General features: G+C 46.4%; 18 protein-coding genes. 5 read left to right on the top strand and 13 right to left on the bottom strand.

Annotation, left to right across the window (positions count from 1 at the left end; all coding sequences use genetic code 11):
* Positions 1 to 240 precede the first annotated feature (240 nt).
* The 3 genes from V1498_RS02795 (at position 241) to V1498_RS02785 (ending at position 2,760) form a co-directional block, all read left to right on the top strand.
* Positions 241 to 1,152 (top strand): DMT family transporter, encoded by a 912-nt coding sequence (locus V1498_RS02795; RefSeq protein ID WP_409296798.1) that lies wholly within the window; start codon positions 241 to 243, stop codon positions 1,150 to 1,152.
* Between the two features lie 346 nt (positions 1,153 to 1,498).
* A complete protein-coding gene (locus V1498_RS02790; RefSeq protein ID WP_409295179.1) occupies positions 1,499 to 1,813 on the top strand; it encodes a transposase in 315 nt (104 codons plus the stop codon).
* A gap of 53 nt (positions 1,814 to 1,866) precedes the next feature.
* Entirely contained in the window at positions 1,867 to 2,760 is an 894-nt protein-coding gene (locus tag V1498_RS02785; RefSeq protein WP_409296797.1) for an IS3 family transposase, read from the top strand.
* A 188-nt stretch (positions 2,761 to 2,948) separates the two neighbouring features.
* On the opposite strand, the gene V1498_RS02780 is transcribed toward V1498_RS02785, so the two are convergent.
* The 11 genes from V1498_RS02780 to V1498_RS02730 all read right to left on the bottom strand — a co-directional run bounded on the left by V1498_RS02780 (position 2,949) and on the right by V1498_RS02730 (position 11,663).
* Entirely contained in the window at positions 2,949 to 3,356 is a 408-nt protein-coding gene (locus V1498_RS02780) for a RidA family protein (RefSeq protein WP_409296796.1), read from the bottom strand.
* Positions 3,353 to 3,583, bottom strand: coding sequence for a hypothetical protein (locus V1498_RS02775; RefSeq protein WP_409296795.1), 231 nt, complete (start codon positions 3,581 to 3,583; stop codon positions 3,353 to 3,355). The genes V1498_RS02780 and V1498_RS02775 overlap by 4 nt, the downstream gene beginning before the upstream one ends.
* A 286-nt stretch (positions 3,584 to 3,869) precedes the next feature.
* Complete coding sequence (locus tag V1498_RS02770; RefSeq protein WP_409296794.1) at positions 3,870 to 4,700, bottom strand: MetQ/NlpA family ABC transporter substrate-binding protein; 831 nt, start codon at positions 4,698 to 4,700, stop codon at positions 3,870 to 3,872.
* Positions 4,701 to 4,717: 17 nt separating this feature from the next.
* Positions 4,718 to 5,380, bottom strand: coding sequence for a methionine ABC transporter permease (locus V1498_RS02765; protein WP_409296793.1), 663 nt, complete (start codon positions 5,378 to 5,380; stop codon positions 4,718 to 4,720).
* Complete coding sequence (locus V1498_RS02760; protein WP_409296792.1) at positions 5,373 to 6,119, bottom strand: methionine ABC transporter ATP-binding protein; 747 nt, start codon at positions 6,117 to 6,119, stop codon at positions 5,373 to 5,375. Before V1498_RS02760 ends, V1498_RS02765 begins: the two co-directional genes overlap by 8 nt.
* 151 nt (positions 6,120 to 6,270) lie before the next feature.
* The gene (locus V1498_RS02755) at positions 6,271 to 6,957 is read right to left on the bottom strand and encodes a hypothetical protein (RefSeq protein WP_409296791.1); all 687 of its coding nucleotides are present in this window, start codon (positions 6,955 to 6,957) and stop codon (positions 6,271 to 6,273) included.
* A 54-nt stretch (positions 6,958 to 7,011) separates the two neighbouring features.
* Positions 7,012 to 8,052 carry a hypothetical protein gene (locus V1498_RS02750; RefSeq protein WP_409296790.1) on the bottom strand — a complete coding sequence of 347 codons (1,041 nt, stop codon included), beginning with the start codon at positions 8,050 to 8,052 and terminating at the stop codon, positions 7,012 to 7,014.
* 125 nt (positions 8,053 to 8,177) lie between these two features.
* Entirely contained in the window at positions 8,178 to 8,972 is a 795-nt protein-coding gene (locus tag V1498_RS02745) for a phosphotransferase (RefSeq protein WP_409296789.1), read from the bottom strand.
* Positions 8,973 to 9,098: 126 nt separating this feature from the next.
* The gene (locus tag V1498_RS02740) at positions 9,099 to 9,362 is read right to left on the bottom strand and encodes a DUF3949 domain-containing protein (RefSeq protein ID WP_409296788.1); all 264 of its coding nucleotides are present in this window, start codon (positions 9,360 to 9,362) and stop codon (positions 9,099 to 9,101) included.
* 112 nt (positions 9,363 to 9,474) lie between these two features.
* The gene (locus V1498_RS02735) at positions 9,475 to 10,323 is read right to left on the bottom strand and encodes an alpha/beta fold hydrolase (RefSeq protein ID WP_409296787.1); all 849 of its coding nucleotides are present in this window, start codon (positions 10,321 to 10,323) and stop codon (positions 9,475 to 9,477) included.
* 86 nt (positions 10,324 to 10,409) lie between these two features.
* The gene (locus V1498_RS02730; protein WP_409296786.1) at positions 10,410 to 11,663 is read right to left on the bottom strand and encodes a vWA domain-containing protein; all 1,254 of its coding nucleotides are present in this window, start codon (positions 11,661 to 11,663) and stop codon (positions 10,410 to 10,412) included.
* Positions 11,664 to 11,969: 306 nt separating this feature from the next.
* Here V1498_RS02730 and V1498_RS02725 point away from each other — a divergent pair, with 306 nt between their 5' ends.
* Complete coding sequence (locus V1498_RS02725; RefSeq protein ID WP_409296785.1) at positions 11,970 to 12,440, top strand: DinB family protein; 471 nt, start codon at positions 11,970 to 11,972, stop codon at positions 12,438 to 12,440.
* A gap of 155 nt (positions 12,441 to 12,595) precedes the next feature.
* Here the strand turns inward: V1498_RS02725 and V1498_RS02720 are convergent, their stop codons facing one another.
* Entirely contained in the window at positions 12,596 to 13,066 is a 471-nt protein-coding gene (locus V1498_RS02720; RefSeq protein ID WP_409296784.1) for a DUF4240 domain-containing protein, read from the bottom strand.
* 155 nt (positions 13,067 to 13,221) lie between these two features.
* A complete protein-coding gene (locus V1498_RS02715; RefSeq protein WP_409296783.1) occupies positions 13,222 to 13,635 on the bottom strand; it encodes a hypothetical protein in 414 nt (137 codons plus the stop codon).
* 280 nt (positions 13,636 to 13,915) lie between these two features.
* On the opposite strand from V1498_RS02715, the gene V1498_RS02710 reads away from it, so the two are divergent.
* Complete coding sequence (locus tag V1498_RS02710; RefSeq protein ID WP_409296782.1) at positions 13,916 to 17,602, top strand: glycosyltransferase; 3,687 nt, start codon at positions 13,916 to 13,918, stop codon at positions 17,600 to 17,602.
* Positions 17,603 to 17,778: the final 176 nt, after the last annotated feature.

Here is a 17,778-nt window from a genome sequence, read left to right as displayed (position 1 = left end):
GCTTATTATACCGTTTTTGCCGAAACTTACCGTACATGAGAGCTAATAAAATAACATATTAAGGAGCAGAGTGGAAGTCATTGTGGAAATTTGCTTTTTGTCCGATATATTTTACGAAATAATGAACCTTTTTCGGCATCCAACCCGGGGTGCTTTTCAAAAACCAAAAACACATTCATCTTCCACCGGGACAGGCATAAAATAGACTAACCACTTTATTGCTGAGAGGAATGTCTATGAATGTCAAGATCCAGAGTAACGGCTTCTATTTATGCCTTGTTGGCGATCAGCTTTTGGGGAGTATCCTTTGTTTCGACGAAAGCAGCGCTTGGGAGGCTGGATCCCTATTCGCTGCTGGCCCTCCGCTTTGGCATCGGGGCGCTGTTCCTGCTTTTGCTCCTCACACTGCAGCGCAGCCGGCTTCGCATATCTGTCACTCATATCCCCCATCTGATCGTCCTCGGGGTCCTAGGGGTATTCATCCATCAAGTTCTGCAGACTACAGCGCTTTTGACCATCGAAGCCTCCTCGGCGGGCTGGCTCATTTCCTTCTCTCCGGTCTTCACAGTCATCCTCTCGATTCTATTCCTGCAAGAAAGGATGACACTGGCACGGGCAGCCGGCATGACCGCCGCCATCACCGGGGTCCTGCTCGTGACCGCAGCAAGAAGCGGTGATTCGTTCCACCCAGCCTTGAACATCGGCATTTTCCTCATGATCCTGAGCACCCTGAACTGGGCGGTATACTCCATCCTGTTAAAAAGCCTGAGCCTGCCGTATACGTCACTGGTCGTCACCTTTTATATGTGCCTGACCGGCCTCACCCTGACCACTCCCTTCTTGATCCGGAACAGAGGATGGGAAGCTCTCCCCCATATGACTCAGTCACAATGGGCCCATCTATTGTTTCTCGGCATCTTCGTTTCAGGTGTCGGCTACTGGTATTGGGGGAAGTCGCTTGAAGTATTGGAAGCATCCAGAGTTTCAATGTTTTTATATTTGGAGCCGGCTGTAACATTAGCGGCAGCCGTCCTGCTCCTGCAGGAAAGGATATCGATCCTCGCCGCTTTCGGGGGAATTCTCATTATCATTGGTGTGATCATTGTGAATGGGAGGATCCTCCCCTCCCTGGCGGAGATTTTTAGAAAATAAAGGAATTTACTGGAAATCTGCAAGGAGTGGAATTTTTGACAAAGGCGAATGTGGAATGGGGCTTTATTTTCTAAAGAAAGACCGCCCAGGCTGCCAGCGGTCACTTCTTGTTGGCGAGTAAATCATTGATTTCGGCGAGTAAAACAGCCGAATCCGCGAGTGAATTTCATTTCCGGCGAGTAAATCACGTATAACCGCGAGTAACCATTCGATTTCCGCTAGTTAAGTTAATAAAATGCTATTTTAGCAGGTTGAATCTTTACGACCCCCTAATTCCTTTGGACACCTTAGAGCTTAAAACAGTACACTAAGGACAAGAAAATCCAGTAATTAGGGAGGGGCTCTTATGGGCAAGAAAAAAATTAAAGTGTTGGAGGACGTCAAAAAGAATTATGTCCGGTTAGCTTTAGAGTCAGGGAACTATTCTTCCATCGCTCGCAGAGCGGGAATTGATCGCAGTACCCTTTCGGGCTGGATTCAGGAATATGGGGATGAGATAAGGGAACGTATGGAAGACCCCGCCACTGTCATTCTTTCTACTGAGCCTACCAAGGAAGAATTAAAGGCAAAGTATGAACAGGCGGTGAAACTGCTTGGGGAGAAGGAACTCGAGGTGGCCATGCTTAGAAATCTATTAAAAAAAAGCCCTTACCAGCCCTAACGGTCATTGAGGAAATTAGGCTTTGGGCAGAGGAGGGGTTTGCCATTACCAAATTGACCGAAGCAGCCGGAGTAAATAGATCCCTCTATTACTATCACTCTGGAGAGGAAGAGGAAGTGAACCCAAAAGGAAAGCGCGGCCGGCCAGCACCAGGATTTTCAAAAACAAAGTCAGACAAAACAGTGCCTGATGAGCAGGTTGAGGAATTCCTTATGGAGGCCATAGAAGGGGAATGCGCCATTTATGGGGTGAAGAACCTGACCCAATTTTTGAGGGATCATCACGAACTGGTAATCAACCACAAGAAGGTCCACAGGCTATGCAGGGAGCTTGGCATCCTCCTTCCACAACGACCCGTTCAGGCAAAGTATCCAAGGAGACTGGTGAAGAACCATCGAATTACCGGTCCGAACCAGCTATGGCAGCTGGATATCAAGTATGGCCATATTGAAGGAAGCGGAAGGTTCTTCTTCGTGGCATGCGCCATTGATGTATTCGACAGGTGCGTCGTCGGCTTTTATACGGGACCCCGATGTAAGGCCGTGGATATTACAGCCATGCTTAAGGAAGCGATTGTGAGGCGGGCCCTCAAGCTTCCCGAGGAGGATAGGCATTGCATTATCATAAGGACCGACAATGGCCCTCAATTCGTAAGCAGCCACTTTGGGGAATTCTGCGAGCAGAACAGGGTGTATCATGAACGGATCCCGCCCCGTTCCCCTAATTACAATGCCTATATCGAGTCGTTCTTCAGCCTTCTTGAACGCCACGTATTCCGGCGCTATACCTTCGAATATTTTGAAGAGGCGTACTATCGCGTTGGTGAGTACATGGAGTTCTACAACCATAGAAGGTATCATGGCTCCCTGGGGAGAATGGCTCCTGCCAAGTTCCATGATAAGTACAAGGAAATCGGGTTCCCGTCGGAAATGACAATCAGCCTGTGAACAGGCTGATTGACTCCTCTGAGAAATAAAAAAGTAAAAAACTAAGACAGAGAGAGAATGTAAAAGCAATTGTCAGGAATAAGGGGGTCAGACCGGAATCGTAGTATAAATTGAATTTTTATTTATGATTTCAATATTTTCATTACTTTCATGCACTTTCCAGCATAAAAATCATAAATTTAGAGAAATTATCCCTGCTTCACCGCCGCCACAGCCTCTATCTCCACCAGCTGATCTTCATAGCCGAGTACAGTCACCCCGGTCAGGGTGCTTGGCGCATTATGTTCACCAAGTGCGTCCCGCACCGCCCTCCAGACAGTGACTAGATCCTCCCGGTTATTTGAAGCCACAAGAATTCTCGTATACACCACGCTTTCCAAAGTGCCCCCGCTCTCTGCCAGCACGGTCTTTATATTCTCCACACACAGCTTCGCCTGCTCTGCATAATCATTGGGATATGGCACCCTTCCTTCTTTATCAAGCGGGCAGGACCCGGCGAGGAAAAGAAGCTCCATTCCGGCGGGGATTCTGCTCACATAGGGATAGTCCACGGCTGCCAGTTTTTCCGGATCATGAAAAGACATTGATTCGCTCATATGATTGCCTCCTTTACCGGCTGTCCGGCATTCAGCCAGTTGCTTGCCCCTTCTGCCACAAGCGACCTGCGGATATCATCCAGTTCAGCCTTTGTAAGCAAGGCGAGCATATCAGCCAGCTTATAGGGCAAATTAATGGTTCTCATGATGCGCCGCTCTATTTTTTCCTGCTCCAGCCTCTCCTTTGTTCCTTCCTCTTCAATGGCAGTCATCAGATCTTTATCCATGCGCTTCCCTTCTTTCTATATAAAAGTAAGAGTCTATAAGAATTATATTACCGTAACAGAAAAACTATGGAGAATTAAACACCACAATAAAAACAAAACATGAGTTTTCTAATCACAGCCCAGGCATGGAAAGGAACGAAATCAGGAACAAACCGCAGAGCAAGGCGCAGGCAGGAATGCTAGAAAAATAAGTGATATTCACAATTAGTTGCAGTATGCCCTCATATGCAATTCCGCCCTTTTTAACAAAAAAAGCCATCCGCCAAGGCGGACAGCTCTCCTTCCCTTATTTAAATGCCGGGATGGCAGTTTCGTCATATTTTTCTTCTAGGAATTTACGGACTTCCGGGCTTGTCATGGCCTTGGCAAGCTTTTGGATCGGCTCTGAGTCGGCATTATCCTTGCGTGCCACCAGGGTGATCGCGAAGTCATTTTCGACGCCTTCGGTAAGCAGGGCATCACTCTTCGGAGTCAAGCCAAGCGGCGCTGCATAGGCAGGTGTCATGAGGACAGCATCTGCATCGTCATACATCCTGGCCAGCATCAGAAGATCCACTTCTTTGAATTGAAGGTTCTTCGGATTGTCCTTGATGTCTGCTTTTGTATAATAAACACCCTTCTTTTTCTTCAGAGAAATTACGTTATGCTGGGCGAGAAGCGACAGGGAACGGTCAATATTGGAGACATCGTTGGCGATGGCAATCGTTGCTCCCTCCGGCAGTTTATCCATGGATTTATACTTTTTGGAATATACTCCGTAATTGGCAAAGTAAATGGGCTTCACTGCAACAAGGTCTGCGCCTTTCGAACGGTTGAACTCCTCCATGTACGGGACGTGCTGGAAGAAGTTTGCATCCACTTCTTTTGCCGCAAGTGCGCTGTTCGGCTGGACGTTGTCGCTCAGCACCTTCACTTCAAGCTCGATGCCATCCTTTTTAAGCTGTGGCTTCACAATGTCCAGGATCTCGGTCATTGGCGGAATTAAAGAGGCCACCTTCAAGGTTGTCTTTTCCTGCTTCTGATCCTGTTCTTTTTTATCATTTTTTGCTTCCTCTCCCTTGCCGCAGCCGGCTAAAGCGATTAGGAGCGCCGTGATAAGTAAAAGTATTTTCTTCATGATTTATCCTCCTGATGTTATCTTTTATCAATCAACCGAGCAGCAGTGGTCCCGATGAACTGGACAAGCTGCACGAGTATGATCATGATTACGATCATATAAAACATTAACTCCGTCTTGAACTGCTGATAGCCGTAGCGGATGGCAAAGTCCCCGATTCCCCCGCCGCCGACCACACCCATGATCGTCGAGTAGGAAATGAAGCTCACAATCGAAGTGGTCAGCCCGAGGACCAGACCCGAGCGGGCGTCCACATAAAGGAATTTGAACACTGCCTCCCTGACGGAAGCGCCCATGGAAACCGCCGCCTCCATCACCCCTCTAGGCACATCCAGTAACGTCTGCTCCACCAGACGGGAATAGTGCGCTATGGCAATGATCGCAAGCGGAATGGTCGAAGCCGCCGTTCCGATGGCCGTTCCCAGGATGAACCGGGTAAACGGAATCAGAAAGACCACTAATAGTAAAAATGGAAAGGACCGGATGATATTAACCAGCAGGTTCAATACCGAGAAAACCAGACGGTTTTCAAGCAGCTGGCCCCTCCTGCAAAGAAAAAGCAGCGTACCAAGCGGCAGACCTATCAGCACCGCAGCTAAAATGGAGATGCCGACCATCACAAAGGTTTCACCGATTGCCTGCCAGATCTGAGTTTCATATTGAACTAGTACCTCATGCATCGGCTGCACCACCCTTTTTCAGCTGATTCACGAAATATTCCGGGCTGTCATTCCCTGCCTGAATTCCCCTCGGTTCGCTCTCAACCGTGTCATAGATTTTCCCGTCAGCCATCACCGTCACCCGGCTGCAGATGCTCCGTATGACTTCCATCTCATGGCTGACCACCACAATCGTCACTCCAAAGGTTTTATTGATATTCTCAAGAACCCCGAGAATGCCGGCAGTAGTGTTCGGGTCTAAAGCAGAAGTCGGCTCATCGCATAACAGCACCCCTGGATTATTCGCAAGCGCCCTGGCAATAGCCACACGTTGCTTCTGTCCTCCGCTTAATTCCGCAGGATATTTCTCTGCCAAACTCTCAAGCCCCACGAACCGAAGGCATTCCAACACACGATTCCGGTGTTCTCTGCGGGGGAAACGGGCCAGCTCAAGGGAAACCGCGACATTCTCATAAACCGTCTTATTTGCCACAAGATTAAAATGCTGAAAGATCATCCCGATTGACTTCCGGGCCTTGCGGAGCTGGCTGCCATTCATAGCGGTCAGCCTGCGGCCATCGATTTCCACTTCGCCGCCGTCCGGGATCTCCAGCAGATTCATCAGGCGCAGCAGCGTCGACTTCCCGGCACCGCTCGCCCCGATAATCCCGTGGATCTCACCCTTATTTATCGTCAAAGAAACAGACTTAACGGCCTGGAACTCAGAGAAATGTTTACTCACCTGATGTAATTTAATCATAAAAAAAACCCCATTCTATTATTGGAAGGGTAATGACAATTTATTCATTATAGCCTAAGTTACCGGGGTTGTCATGCCGGCCGTTCCGCAGGAAAAAGAGTCTGAATAGTTCGTTCAGACTCTCTGCGCTTTATTAATAACCATCCAAACTTTAATCTGCCCCAATGGCCCTGTAGCGATCCATGATTTGTTCCTGGTATCTGTCAGTCACGAAGACAGATTCCTCCAGATATTCATCCGCTTTATCTTCATACTCATCGGTTAACTCCATGTATTCGTCATCACCGGTCGCCATATAGGACCGGATGCTTGAAGCCATGTTCCCGTGGGCACTGAAGGCCTTCAGCAGATTTTCATGTTCATACTTGAAGGTATCCGGCGGCTTCACATCCTCAAGCTCCTCCACGATTCCCTCGTAATCCTTTACAAGCTCCTTGGCAGGTCCTTCTAATTTTCTATAATCCTCCGACCAATCGGGCTCAAGGCCGATATCGACGCCAGAGTCATCCACCGCATCCCGGAAATCCTCCTGTGCGATTTTTCCTTTCACCATTAAATCAATGGCCAGCCGGCTGTATTCCTGTTCATTCAGCTGTTTGGGCGACATTAAATAGAAAGCAGTGCAGATAACGGCAGCAGCTGCCGCCGCAAGCCCAACCTTCCTCCTGCCATATTTATTCAGCATTTCGAATTGCGAAGGCCGTGACTGGCTGACAGCCCCTTCCGGCACCTGGATTCCCTGTGCTGCCCTGACTTCTTTTACAACGGCCGACCCGCAGTCGCCGCAAAATTGTGCCTGTGCGGGAAGGGAACTGCCGCAATGTGTACAAAATCTCATATGAATCCTCCAAGTTATCTAAAGTTGTTATATATAGTAAAAGTAATTCCCCGTCTATAGTTCCGTTTGGCCGCCTTTAAAGGTCTTGGAAACATGTGTGACCATAGGTTCGTAGAACGCTTTTGCACGGGAGGGATAGGTGATTGTCAGATGAGAGATGATATCTTCGCCGATAATCGCTTTTTCATAGACAATATTGCTTCCGTCCATATAGGAAACCACATACCAGTCGTTCCCCAGCTTCTGGTAGGAAGCTGGTCCTGAGAGATTATCCAGTGCCCGGTGATAATACGTTTCGATTGTCTCATGATTCTCTATAATATTAATATTGCTCCCATACGCCGTGATGACTGCATCCCCGCTGTAGAATTCCCTTCCATCATTGTTGTCAGGTGCCGGGCCGGCGGTGAACGTCGCAGGTACTTCCACAGTGAATCCGAATCTAGTATTCGTATACGGGCTATAATAGAATTTCCCCTTATACTCCTCTTGAGGTGCTTTTTCCTGAGGAGTTTCCGGTTTTTTTGTTTCGGCGGCTTCCTTTTTAGCGGCGGCGTTCTTTACGATACTATCGAGGGCCGTAAGCTGCTCTTCTGTCAGAGTTTGGCCCGCCTTCAGTTCAGTTCCCTGCTTGATGACCTCATCATATGAACCTTCATCCAATTGCTGATTCATGGCTGCTATCTCATCATCCAGCTTATCCTTATCTGCTTTCATGGAGGTGAGCTCTCCCTCATAGCCGTCAATCTGGCTTTTCATGGCCCCATATAATTCATCTTCCTTGATGACGGAAAGGATGGCATCCGCTTTATCAATCTCTTTGTTTTCCAGATGAGTGGACAGCAAATCCATATTCTTAGCCATCTGCAGCCAATTTTTTGCGTCCTTATTTTCTTTCTCCTCGGCTACGGCCAATTCAAAATTACTTTTCGCTTTATCAAAATCAGCATCCGCGAGGGCCAGCTTCCCTGTTTCCATCGCCTTTACAGCCGTTGTACTGCCCTTTTCCTCTACGCTGCCTTCCGCCTGGCATCCTATCAGCCCGAACGATAGAGCGGACGCCAGTGCAATAGAAGCAAAACGATTTAATTTCATATGATTTCTCCTTTGAAATTTCTTCATTCATAGATTTAAGGGACTTCCCTGCATACTTATTATCGGCACGACCGGTTAAGTGTTTATTGTTGCAATAATGAAAAAGGAGCTAAGACACAGCTCCTTTAGATCCACTCTCTTCCATGTTCGTTAATGAATTTAATATCCCTTTGATAATGTTCATAATGGCCTTCATCTACCATCTTCTGAAAAGCGGGGTCTCCTTCACCTGCTTTTCTTTTCATGTACCTGCACAACCCTTCCAATCGCAGCAGGACCATATCTAAATATCCGGCTTTCATTCCCTCCATACCGTAGGATTCAAAAAACAGATCCACTCTTTCCCTTATACGTTCGGCATCATGAGCTTGGGTATATGGAACTTCCTCGCCTTCTTCAGTATAATAATGTCTGCTTAATGGAACACATGTGTAGAGAGCATAGGCAATGTCCCAAAGTCTTGGACCGGGAGCCGCTACATCAAAATCAATAATGCCGGCTGGCCTTTCATGCTTGAAAATGATGTTATAAACAGCAAAGTCATTATGGCATACAACCTCTGCAGGATCCGGAGTGTTATCCATGGGCGGCCACTCATTTAATGAGGGAAAATCACTCACAGCATCATGATATTGACGAAGCATTGCGGCTATTCCCTTTAAAGCATCATGAGACCACATATAATCTTTTAAAGGATAGTGTCCGGCTTCTCCCTCAATATACGACAATATTTCTCTATTTTTCTCGTCAATCCCTAAAAACTTCGGTGCATAATCAAAGCCCCTGCTTTCCAAATGCTGCAATAATCTATGTATCCTCTCACTGCCAGGCTTTAATTCCCGTCGAACCGTATCCTCCGAACGATATACGTCTGAAACGTTTCCTCCTGTTAACTTTTCTTCATTGTGCGGATTGGGCATTTGAAAGTCACTCCTTTATTTCCCACAGAAAACAAACATGAGTTTTTTCTACTCGCAACCCTTCATGGAAAGGAACCCCTTTTCCACAGAAAAAGGCTGCTAAAGCAACCTTTTAACTCTTATACCTTATTTTCTTTTTTGTCTCCAATTATATAATAGATTCGCTAAAATGTTTGCCCCTATAAACAGAGGGTTTCCTTGTGCATTAAAATGTAATTCCTGCATTTCAAAACTCATTTTGTCGTAATATTCTTCCTGGGTTAATCCTAGTGCCTTACTTCTGGCTTTTATTTCTTTTACTTGTTTCATGTACTTATATTGCATAGGTAAAAGGATGAATGATAACAAGATATAGCAGCCAATAACCGCCAGGGTTGCGTATAAGCCCATTGTTTCCTGCCTCCTTGTTCTTAATGCTGTTCCCTTATTTCTATAATACGCATTACAAATGGATATGTTTCAAAATTTTCCCAAACACATCAAAATTCTATAAACGGCTAATTTAAAAAGTTCTATTTATCCACTTATGAATTCCATCAGCAGCAAACCCAGGGTCATCCCATTGGACCATATGTCCGGTTTCATCCATAGTGATAATCGTTACATCACTGACGCTTTGCTTCAAGTGGTTGATTCCCTTCTCTCTGGCATGTTCTAACTCAATCGGAAGAGTTGCATGAATCAGCAATAAGGGAGATTTGATATATTCATAAGTTGTTGTAAACCCTTCTTTAAAAAAGGCTTTAATAATCGATAAAACAGTAAACTTTGAACTGATCAGTTCATATGTGTTTTCTTTAGTAAAGTTTTCCGAGACCATGTATTCAATTTTTTCATTCCACCTTTTCGAATAGGCTTTATACTCATTTTCCACTTCTGTCCAAGTGTTGAAAACAGAGGAATGATCGAGATAATGTTCCCACCCTTCGTATACCTTTGAAAACGTCATATCTTCCTGATAATCCGGGAATGTATAGCCGCCATCAAGGAGGATGATTCCCTTCACTTTTTCAGGAAACTGCTTAGCAAAATGCAAGGCAATATCAGCTCCCCAGGAATGACCTAAAATATAGAACGGGCCGCTTACCACCAGCTGAAGTACACGCCCATACCAATTCGCTATGCTTGAGAATAGATATTCCTCTTCCTTTTCAAATGATGATGTCTTCCCATGACCTGGATTATCAAACGAAATAATATGGTAATGATCCATTAGATGCTCAGCTAACTCTAAAAAGGAAGCACCACTATTTCCAAGTCCATGGAAACATACTATTGCCTGCTTATTCTTTGTTCCCCATTCATAATAATGAACATTCTTTCCTTCTATTCTGACTGTGGATTGCTTCATGGTTTCTCCCTGCCTCTACTATGACTACTAATTTTAAGGCTGGGCGCAGTTTTGCCTCCTAGTGCACCAGGCGCACCCGAACACCTTTACTGAGCTAAAATTCCTTTTCTCCGAACTTCTCTCAGCCATCCAGGGAACTCATTGAATAAGCGGTCATAAAGCTCTTCATCTGTTACTTTGTCGAGATCTCTAAAGCTGAAGAAATCTGCATTGTCCACCTCACGTCCCGGAAGGTCATCCAATTTCTGAAGAATGCCGAATTTGGCTTTTCCTATTCCGATGAACTGCCAGAAAATATTTTTGCTGGAAGCTTCTTTCAAGAGCTTTCCAATTTCCTTGTCTTTGTAAATGCCTCCGTCACTGAAGAACAAAACATACGTGGGAATATCAAACCGCGGTGATTCTTTAGTATATTTTCGGATTACCTTCGCCATCACATCCGGTTCGTTGTTGCCATATCCGATTTTTGGTTTCTTCGTAATTCCGGGACCAGGATAAGTTCTTTCTATGTAGTTTTCAAAATCCCTCTCGGTTACGCTTGGTGCGTTGAATGTCTTGTCGGCAAAGAAAAACACATCCATCTCGCCGTCATCATCAAAGCACGCAGCAACAGCAAGCGCCCGTTCAAATGCACGCTGGACCGTCCCTTTCCGGTACAAACCAGCCATCGACCCTGACGCATCCAGAACGGCAACCACACGCGCTTTTTCTGTCCGGATGTTTTTCTTCTCAAGAGAAACAACCACTTTTTCCTTTAACAAATCAATTTTTGTTAAATTGACTTTTACAGGTGCTGGAGCCGGCTGAGGAGCAGGTGCCGGAGCTTCATCTTCCACGGCAACTCCATGTGCTTCAGCCAGCGGCTTTAATCCGCCGTTAAAGCCTCGTCCAATTCCCCTGATTTTGAATCCGGATGAATGCCTGTACAGTTCTGCCACAACAAGTGCCCGTTCTTCAGCAGCACCGGTCACTTCGTAAACAATTTCATTACCTTCTTTTTTTACTATCAGTCTGCAGCCCTGGACGCCTCTGAATGTTTCAGCTCCATCAAGGGTTGCTGTGAATACACATTTTTCAACGGCCGGGGAAATCCTGTCCAAATCGATGGTAAAGCTTACTCCATTAGCGCCGTTATTTGAAAAGCTTACACTTCTTTCCGGATCTTCCGGCTGGTTATAGAAGATCATGTAATCGTCTGACAGGACCTTCCCGTTATTTCCCACCATGAAGTTCGCAATATCCAGGTCGCACGGTGACTGGTTCCATTCCACCCTTAGTTCCACTTTTCCAGTTTTGGCAACTGGCGCGTTCGCTCCAGCCGGCAGTTTGGTTACGTTCATCGAGTTTCCCCCTTATCTATACTTTTTTTGTCATTGCTGCCTCAATTTCCATTATAAGGATAATGACAAAAAACATAAAGAAATTAAAAAGACCTCGTATTTAGCAGGTCTTTAAACAGCTACTGGTATCTTTTTAGTTAAGTCAATTAACACACTCGAAGATCAAACTAAGTAAAAATCCCGTTATGCACCGAGACTATTCCTCTACTAAACACGGCCGTGTTTTATTGTTTTTTTGTGTAAAAGCTCTTCAATACGAATGTTCATTCGTGTATATTAAAAATATAATTAGCGACGGAGGATATTATGAACTCAACTAATTTAATAATTTTTAACTTCAATGAAGTTAGAAGAAGAAGTATTAAAGTCTGGAATTCCATTCCTGATAATAAGTTAAACTGGAAGCCTGATGACGAAGCAATGACATGCCTAGAAATGATCAGGCATGTGCTAGAGAGTGAGCATTATTATCACCTGGCACTTAATAATCGAAAGAGTTTATCCCTTTTCGATTCTCCGTTCGAAAATCGACCTTTTACTACTGTCAAATCAGAATTGGATTTTGCAGAACCATATCGAAAGCAATTTATGAATACAATCAAGTCCTACTCAGAAGAGGACTTAAGTAATATAAAGATTGACCGTTCTGATTCAGGTTATATACGAGATTTGGGTGACATGCTATTGCGCATTGCCTATCATGAATCTGTTCATACCGGTCAGTTATTGGATTACTTGAGATCAGCAGGAATACCAAGAATTCGAATATGGGATTAAGCGCTCACAGGAGTGTCACATAAGTGACGCTCCCTTTTTACTGTGGTCTTTGTGTCTAATATGCCATACCAGTTGTCTCTTATTACACTAACCTGCCCTTTCGTCCATGAGAATTGAACTGTAGAAAGGCCATGTAAACACTTCTAGCCTAATGGTTATTCCCCAAATCTTTCCCATAAGACTGGATACAAGCTTTCCAGTTCATCTTCTTCCCAGTCAAAATCTACTTCCTCAGCAGACTGCAATCCCTTTTTATCAAGGTCACCTAATAACTCATCATGAATTTTGTCATCCCATTCTGTATCCCCTTTTTTAAAGAGGGTATAGGCATCCATTCCAACCGAAAGCAATTCTTCGTTTTGTGGAAATCCTTCTTCATCAAGGTTGTCTTCATTTATATATTCTGCTAGAAATTCAGGGTCTTTCATGACTTTATTAAATGTTTCTTCTCCCTGGCCGATCAGCCATCCGCGAAAATAATCAAAAGCATCATCCGAACAGCCGCCCATCAAAACAAATGCGGCTCCCCACAAACGTGATGTATAACTGGCGTTCATTAAACGCTGAAACACAAATTCGAAATCTATAATTTCCTCTAAACTTTTTTGAGATAGTACCTCTGTCAACCAGTCCGCCTGATCATCAGCTTCTCTGGACTTTCAATTAAACTCCAAAATTCCTGCTGGTCCATTATAAAAACCTCCGAAATTTTATTCTCTATATGCTTTATTTCGACATTCTATAAGCGGCTTCCTTCTGTTCCCTGCTCCCCATTATTTTATTACGGTCGTTTCAATAAATATCTTGGTGAAGGAAGAACCTCCTGCTCAGCCTGAAAATAAGCAAGGCTGCCAGGAATACAGGAAACAAGGGACGGCATTCCCATTCCTACAGCTCGTTCCAGGGCAATGGTCAGGGGCAGCTCTCTGCCGTCTATTTCATCATTCCAGGAAATGACATAGCAGGTGTCCCCTGCACCATGTTGCTTTAACAGCTTTTCTATTGCTTTTGCTTCTGAGTTTGGTTTTGGAATGCTGAACAGGTATTCTTCCCGCAGGGTTTCTCTATAAGAATGACAAAGACGGCTTAAGGCATCTGTACGCTTCTTAGCTGAAGACAGCTCGAACATTACCCTGTCCTGGAGCCTTTTCGTGAAAAATGCTTTTACAATCACTTTTTCTCTTTCTTTATCCACTGAAATCCCCCGCCTCATTGTTATTTTCCAGCGCTATTCATTTCTATCTATTAAAAACAACTTTCTTCCAGTTTGAACCTCATATAGTTTTTTTTACAGTCCCATCCTCCTTTTCCAACAAAAATTAAATTAGAAACCTATCAGCCTACCCCCACAATTCACACTCTTTCTCCTAAGACTTTGTTGTTGGACTTTTTGACATACTGGCTATTCTTACATACATATCAAACTGCATAACAATCCATACATATTTAACACGGCACCTTAGGAGGATATTTTCATGAATCGAATGTTTAGGTGGACTGTCGGCTCGCTGTTTGCGCCTGTTACGGGCAATGCCGGGGCGGTCGCGAGTACACTTGGGTTTTTTCTGGCATTTTTGCCGCTGGATTCTTTTCGAATTCCATTGTTCATTGCCTTTTCACTTATATTCCGTCTTAATATCATTGCGCTGCTGCTGGGGGCGCTGATTACAACCTTCATTCCGAATATGCGGGACCTGCCCGGGATTGAAATGGGCGCCTTGGAGAAGTATCAGCTGTTTTCCATGATTCAGGAAAGATTTCAATCGTCTGACAGTCTGGCAGCCGGGCTCCTCGGCGGTATTGTCGGTCTGCTCTGTTATTTTTTCTTCCATTGGTTTTATAATTTGGGGCTGAGAAAAGAGGGCGAAAATCAGGATCAGGTGTTCCTCGATCCGGCGAAAAGACGCTGGTCGATCATCATGCGCATGACCATCGGCTTCACGATCCTGATTGTCCTGGTCTCGACCTATTTTATCCAAAGCCTCCATGCCGATCCGGCATTTCCCGGGCTTCAGCTTAGTAAAAAGACAGAGGAGAGCGGAATTATCCCGGTTAATGAGCCGCTTGAGGAACAGGCTGCTGTCCAGAAGAAGGACAACGGGAAGCCTGGACTCCTTCCTGCGAAACAACCCCAGTCCAAACAGGAAGTGTACGGCTTTTACGTGAATTGGGATAAAAATAGCAAGGCATCCTTCAAGCAGAATATGAATTCCATTACAACCGTGGTGCCGGAATGGCTTCAGCTCACTCCCGATTTAACCCTTAAAACGAATACAGACATCGAGATTGCCGACAGGGCAAAGGCAGCGGATGTAAAGGTTCTCCCCCTGGTCAATAACTACATTGATAACAAATGGGACGGCGATATCCTCCACCGGCTGTTCACCACGCCAGGGGCAGAGGAGAAATTCATCGAGAGAATGCTCGCCTATGTGACCATCATGAAATTTGACGGCATCAATATCGACTTTGAGGAAGTCCACTCGAAGGATAAAGTACAATTCACCCAGTTCATGAACAAGGTTTACCGGGCGTTCCACCAGAAGGGACTCATCGTCACCGTGGACGTTCCGCCGGACAATCCAAGCTTCGATTATAAATCTCTGTCAGCAAGCTCAGACCGCATGTTCATCATGATGTATGACCACCATTATTCCATGAGCCGGCCAGGGCCGATTGCATCCACCCAATGGGTGAAAGAGAAGCTGATGAAGCTCGATATTCCTTCCGATAAACTGGTGGTGAGCTTAGGGAACTATGGCTATGACTGGGAGGAAAACTCGAAAAAGCCCGCAGCCGAGCTTGCCTTCCGGGATATCATGCAGCTTGGAAGCAGAACCGATCTTAAGATTCATTGGCATGAGCAGTTCGGCAATCCTTATTTTCAATATAAAAAGAACGGTAAGAAACACACGGTCTGGTTCCTTGACGGAGCCTCATTCTATAACCAGATGAAGCTTGCGGCCGGAAGCGGCGCAGCGGGGATAGCGGTGTGGCGCCTTGGATCGGAGGACCCTGCTATCTGGAAGTACATCAATAAGCCGAAGGAAATACAGGATCCCACGCGAGCCCTCACGTTATTGGCGGGCCCGGAGCCTGTCCATTACAGCGGCAAGGGTGAGATTGTGGAGCTCGCCTCCCCCGCCCAGCCCGGGAAACGGAACATTAAACTCGGCCCTGACGGCCTGATTCAAACCGGAAGCTATAAAAAACTGCCGAAGCCGTATGAAGTGGTGCGGCATGGGAAGCCCCGCGGGAAGGAGATTGTCCTCTCATTCGATGATGGTCCCGATCCGGCATACACTCCCAAAATTCTTGATATCCTGGACAAAAATGATATCAAGGGAACTTTCTTTATCGTCGGGGAAAATGCCCTGATGCATCCGGAGCTGGTCAAACGGCTTCACCGGGAAGGCCATGAAATCGGCAACCATACCTACACTCATGCCGACATGGCCAAAAGCACGCCTTACCAGACCAAGATGGAGCTGAATGCCACACAGCGGCTTTTCCAGGGAATCACAGGTCATTCCATGACTCTCTTCCGTCCGCCTTATACGGCCGGAGCCAGTCCGCGCACCAAGGAAGAGCTGACTCCGATTGAACGGGCGCAGGAGCTGGGCTATACGATGGTCAGCAAGGAAATTGACGGCGGCGACTGGAAGGGAATCCAGGGCAGTGACATCGTTTCTGAGGTATTGAAGCAGCTGCCGAACGGAAACGTGATCCTGCTGCATGACTCTGGCGGTGACCGCACCAGCACCATTGAGGCCCTGCCTCTCATCATTAAGGAACTGAAGGACCGAGGCTACACCTTCACCACCGTCGGCGGCCTGCTCGGCAAAAGCGAGAGTGATATTATGCCGGCCGCAAATCCGGACAGCCCTTATCTCATTTATGATAAGGCAGTATTCATGGCCATGAAAGCCTGGCATTCTGGCCTCAGCATCCTGTTTTATTCAGCCATCTTCCTTGGAATCTTGAGGCTGATTGTCTTCATCTTCCTGTCCCGGAAGCAGATCAAGCGCTATAAGGCGAAAGAAGCCGACCCCGGCTACACGCCAAACGTATCTGTTGTGATCGCCGCCTATAATGAGGAACGAGTCATCTGTAAGACGATCCAGTCGATTTTGGAAAGTCATTATAAGAACTTTGAGATACTGGTAATTGATGACGGCTCCAAGGATGGCACAGCCGCCATCGTGCAGGCTGCTTATGCCGATCAGCCCCTTGTGCGATTGATCAAGAAGCCGAATGGAGGAAAATCCTCCGCGGTTAATCTGGGCTTCAAGGAAGCGCGGGGAGAAATCGTCGTTGCACTCGATGCTGATACACTCATCGCCGAGGATGCCATCACGCTGCTTGTGCAGCATTTCAAACAGGAAAGTGTCGCCGCCGTTTCCGGCAATGTGAAGGTTGGCAACCGGAATAATCTCCTCACCAAATGGCAGCATATTGAATATGTGACAGGCTTTAACCTGGAGCGGAGGGCCTTCGCTGCCCTCAACTGCATTACCGTTGTCCCCGGTGCGATTGGTGCCTGGAGAAAGAGTGCAGTGGAAGAGGCCGGGTACTTCCAGGAAGACACGCTGGCAGAGGATACCGATATTACCCTCACCCTCCTGCGAAGCGGCCATCGAATTGAGTTTGAGGAAAAAGCCTACGCCTTTACAGAAGCTCCTGAAGACATCAGAAGCCTTGCCAAACAGCGTTACCGCTGGGTGTACGGCACCCTGCAGTGCCTATGGAAACACCGTACGGCTCTGTTCAATAAGAAAAACAAATCACTGGGATATATCGCCCTGCCCAACATGTGGATCTTCCAGTATGTCTACCAGACAATCGCACCGCTGGCAGATCTCCTGTTCATCCTGGCCTTATTCAACACAAGACCAGAAAAAGCAGCCATCGGCTTCGGCCTCTTCTATCTGCTGGACTTATGCGCAGCTCTGTACGCATTCCGCTTAGAAAAGGAAAGCCCAAGACCGCTCGTCTCCCTGTTCCTGCAACGGATTCTGTATAAGCATCTCATGACCTATGTGGTCATCAAATCCATTCTGTCGGCCCTAAGGGGAGTCACCGTCGGCTGGGGTAAGCTGAAGCGAAAAGGCAATGCCACCCAGGAGACATCGATTGTGGAGGATAGGGAGGAAGCTGTTTAGTAAGGTAAATAGACTGGCTCAAAAACTTAGCCCGGGAAGAAAAACATGGTGTTTTTCCCCGGGCTTTGCTGCGGGTTTTAGAAGGAAGATGAAACAACAGCTGCCGGTCTCATTTTGAACTTGGATCGGCGAGTAAACAAGCTAGTTCGGCGAGTAAACCAGGCTGTTCCGCGAGT

The organism is Paraperibacillus marinus, from assembly GCF_046237605.1.
In the GTDB taxonomy this organism is placed as follows: Bacteria; Bacillota; Bacilli; order Bacillales; family DSM-1321; genus Paraperibacillus; species Paraperibacillus marinus.
This window is presented reverse-complemented; position numbering and strand designations above follow the sequence as displayed.

What these genes read in the sequence shown, in the direction of transcription:
- V1498_RS02795 (WP_409296798.1), top strand. Translation starts at nt 241, where the DNA reads ATGTCAAGATCCAGAGTAACGGCTTCTATTTATGCCTTGTTGGCGATC.
- V1498_RS02790 (WP_409295179.1), top strand. Translation starts at nt 1,499, where the DNA reads ATGGGCAAGAAAAAAATTAAAGTGTTGGAGGACGTCAAAAAGAATTAT.
- V1498_RS02780 (WP_409296796.1), bottom strand. Translation starts at nt 3,356, where the DNA reads ATGAGCGAATCAATGTCTTTTCATGATCCGGAAAAACTGGCAGCCGTG.
- V1498_RS02775 (WP_409296795.1), bottom strand. Translation starts at nt 3,583, where the DNA reads ATGGATAAAGATCTGATGACTGCCATTGAAGAGGAAGGAACAAAGGAG.
- V1498_RS02770 (WP_409296794.1), bottom strand. Translation starts at nt 4,700, where the DNA reads ATGAAGAAAATACTTTTACTTATCACGGCGCTCCTAATCGCTTTAGCC.
- V1498_RS02765 (WP_409296793.1), bottom strand. Translation starts at nt 5,380, where the DNA reads ATGCATGAGGTACTAGTTCAATATGAAACTCAGATCTGGCAGGCAATC.
- V1498_RS02760 (WP_409296792.1), bottom strand. Translation starts at nt 6,119, where the DNA reads ATGATTAAATTACATCAGGTGAGTAAACATTTCTCTGAGTTCCAGGCC.
- V1498_RS02755 (WP_409296791.1), bottom strand. Translation starts at nt 6,957, where the DNA reads ATGAGATTTTGTACACATTGCGGCAGTTCCCTTCCCGCACAGGCACAA.
- V1498_RS02750 (WP_409296790.1), bottom strand. Translation starts at nt 8,052, where the DNA reads ATGAAATTAAATCGTTTTGCTTCTATTGCACTGGCGTCCGCTCTATCG.
- V1498_RS02745 (WP_409296789.1), bottom strand. Translation starts at nt 8,972, where the DNA reads ATGCCCAATCCGCACAATGAAGAAAAGTTAACAGGAGGAAACGTTTCA.
- V1498_RS02740 (WP_409296788.1), bottom strand. Translation starts at nt 9,362, where the DNA reads ATGGGCTTATACGCAACCCTGGCGGTTATTGGCTGCTATATCTTGTTA.
- V1498_RS02735 (WP_409296787.1), bottom strand. Translation starts at nt 10,323, where the DNA reads ATGAAGCAATCCACAGTCAGAATAGAAGGAAAGAATGTTCATTATTAT.
- V1498_RS02730 (WP_409296786.1), bottom strand. Translation starts at nt 11,663, where the DNA reads ATGAACGTAACCAAACTGCCGGCTGGAGCGAACGCGCCAGTTGCCAAA.
- V1498_RS02725 (WP_409296785.1), top strand. Translation starts at nt 11,970, where the DNA reads ATGAACTCAACTAATTTAATAATTTTTAACTTCAATGAAGTTAGAAGA.
- V1498_RS02710 (WP_409296782.1), top strand. Translation starts at nt 13,916, where the DNA reads ATGAATCGAATGTTTAGGTGGACTGTCGGCTCGCTGTTTGCGCCTGTT.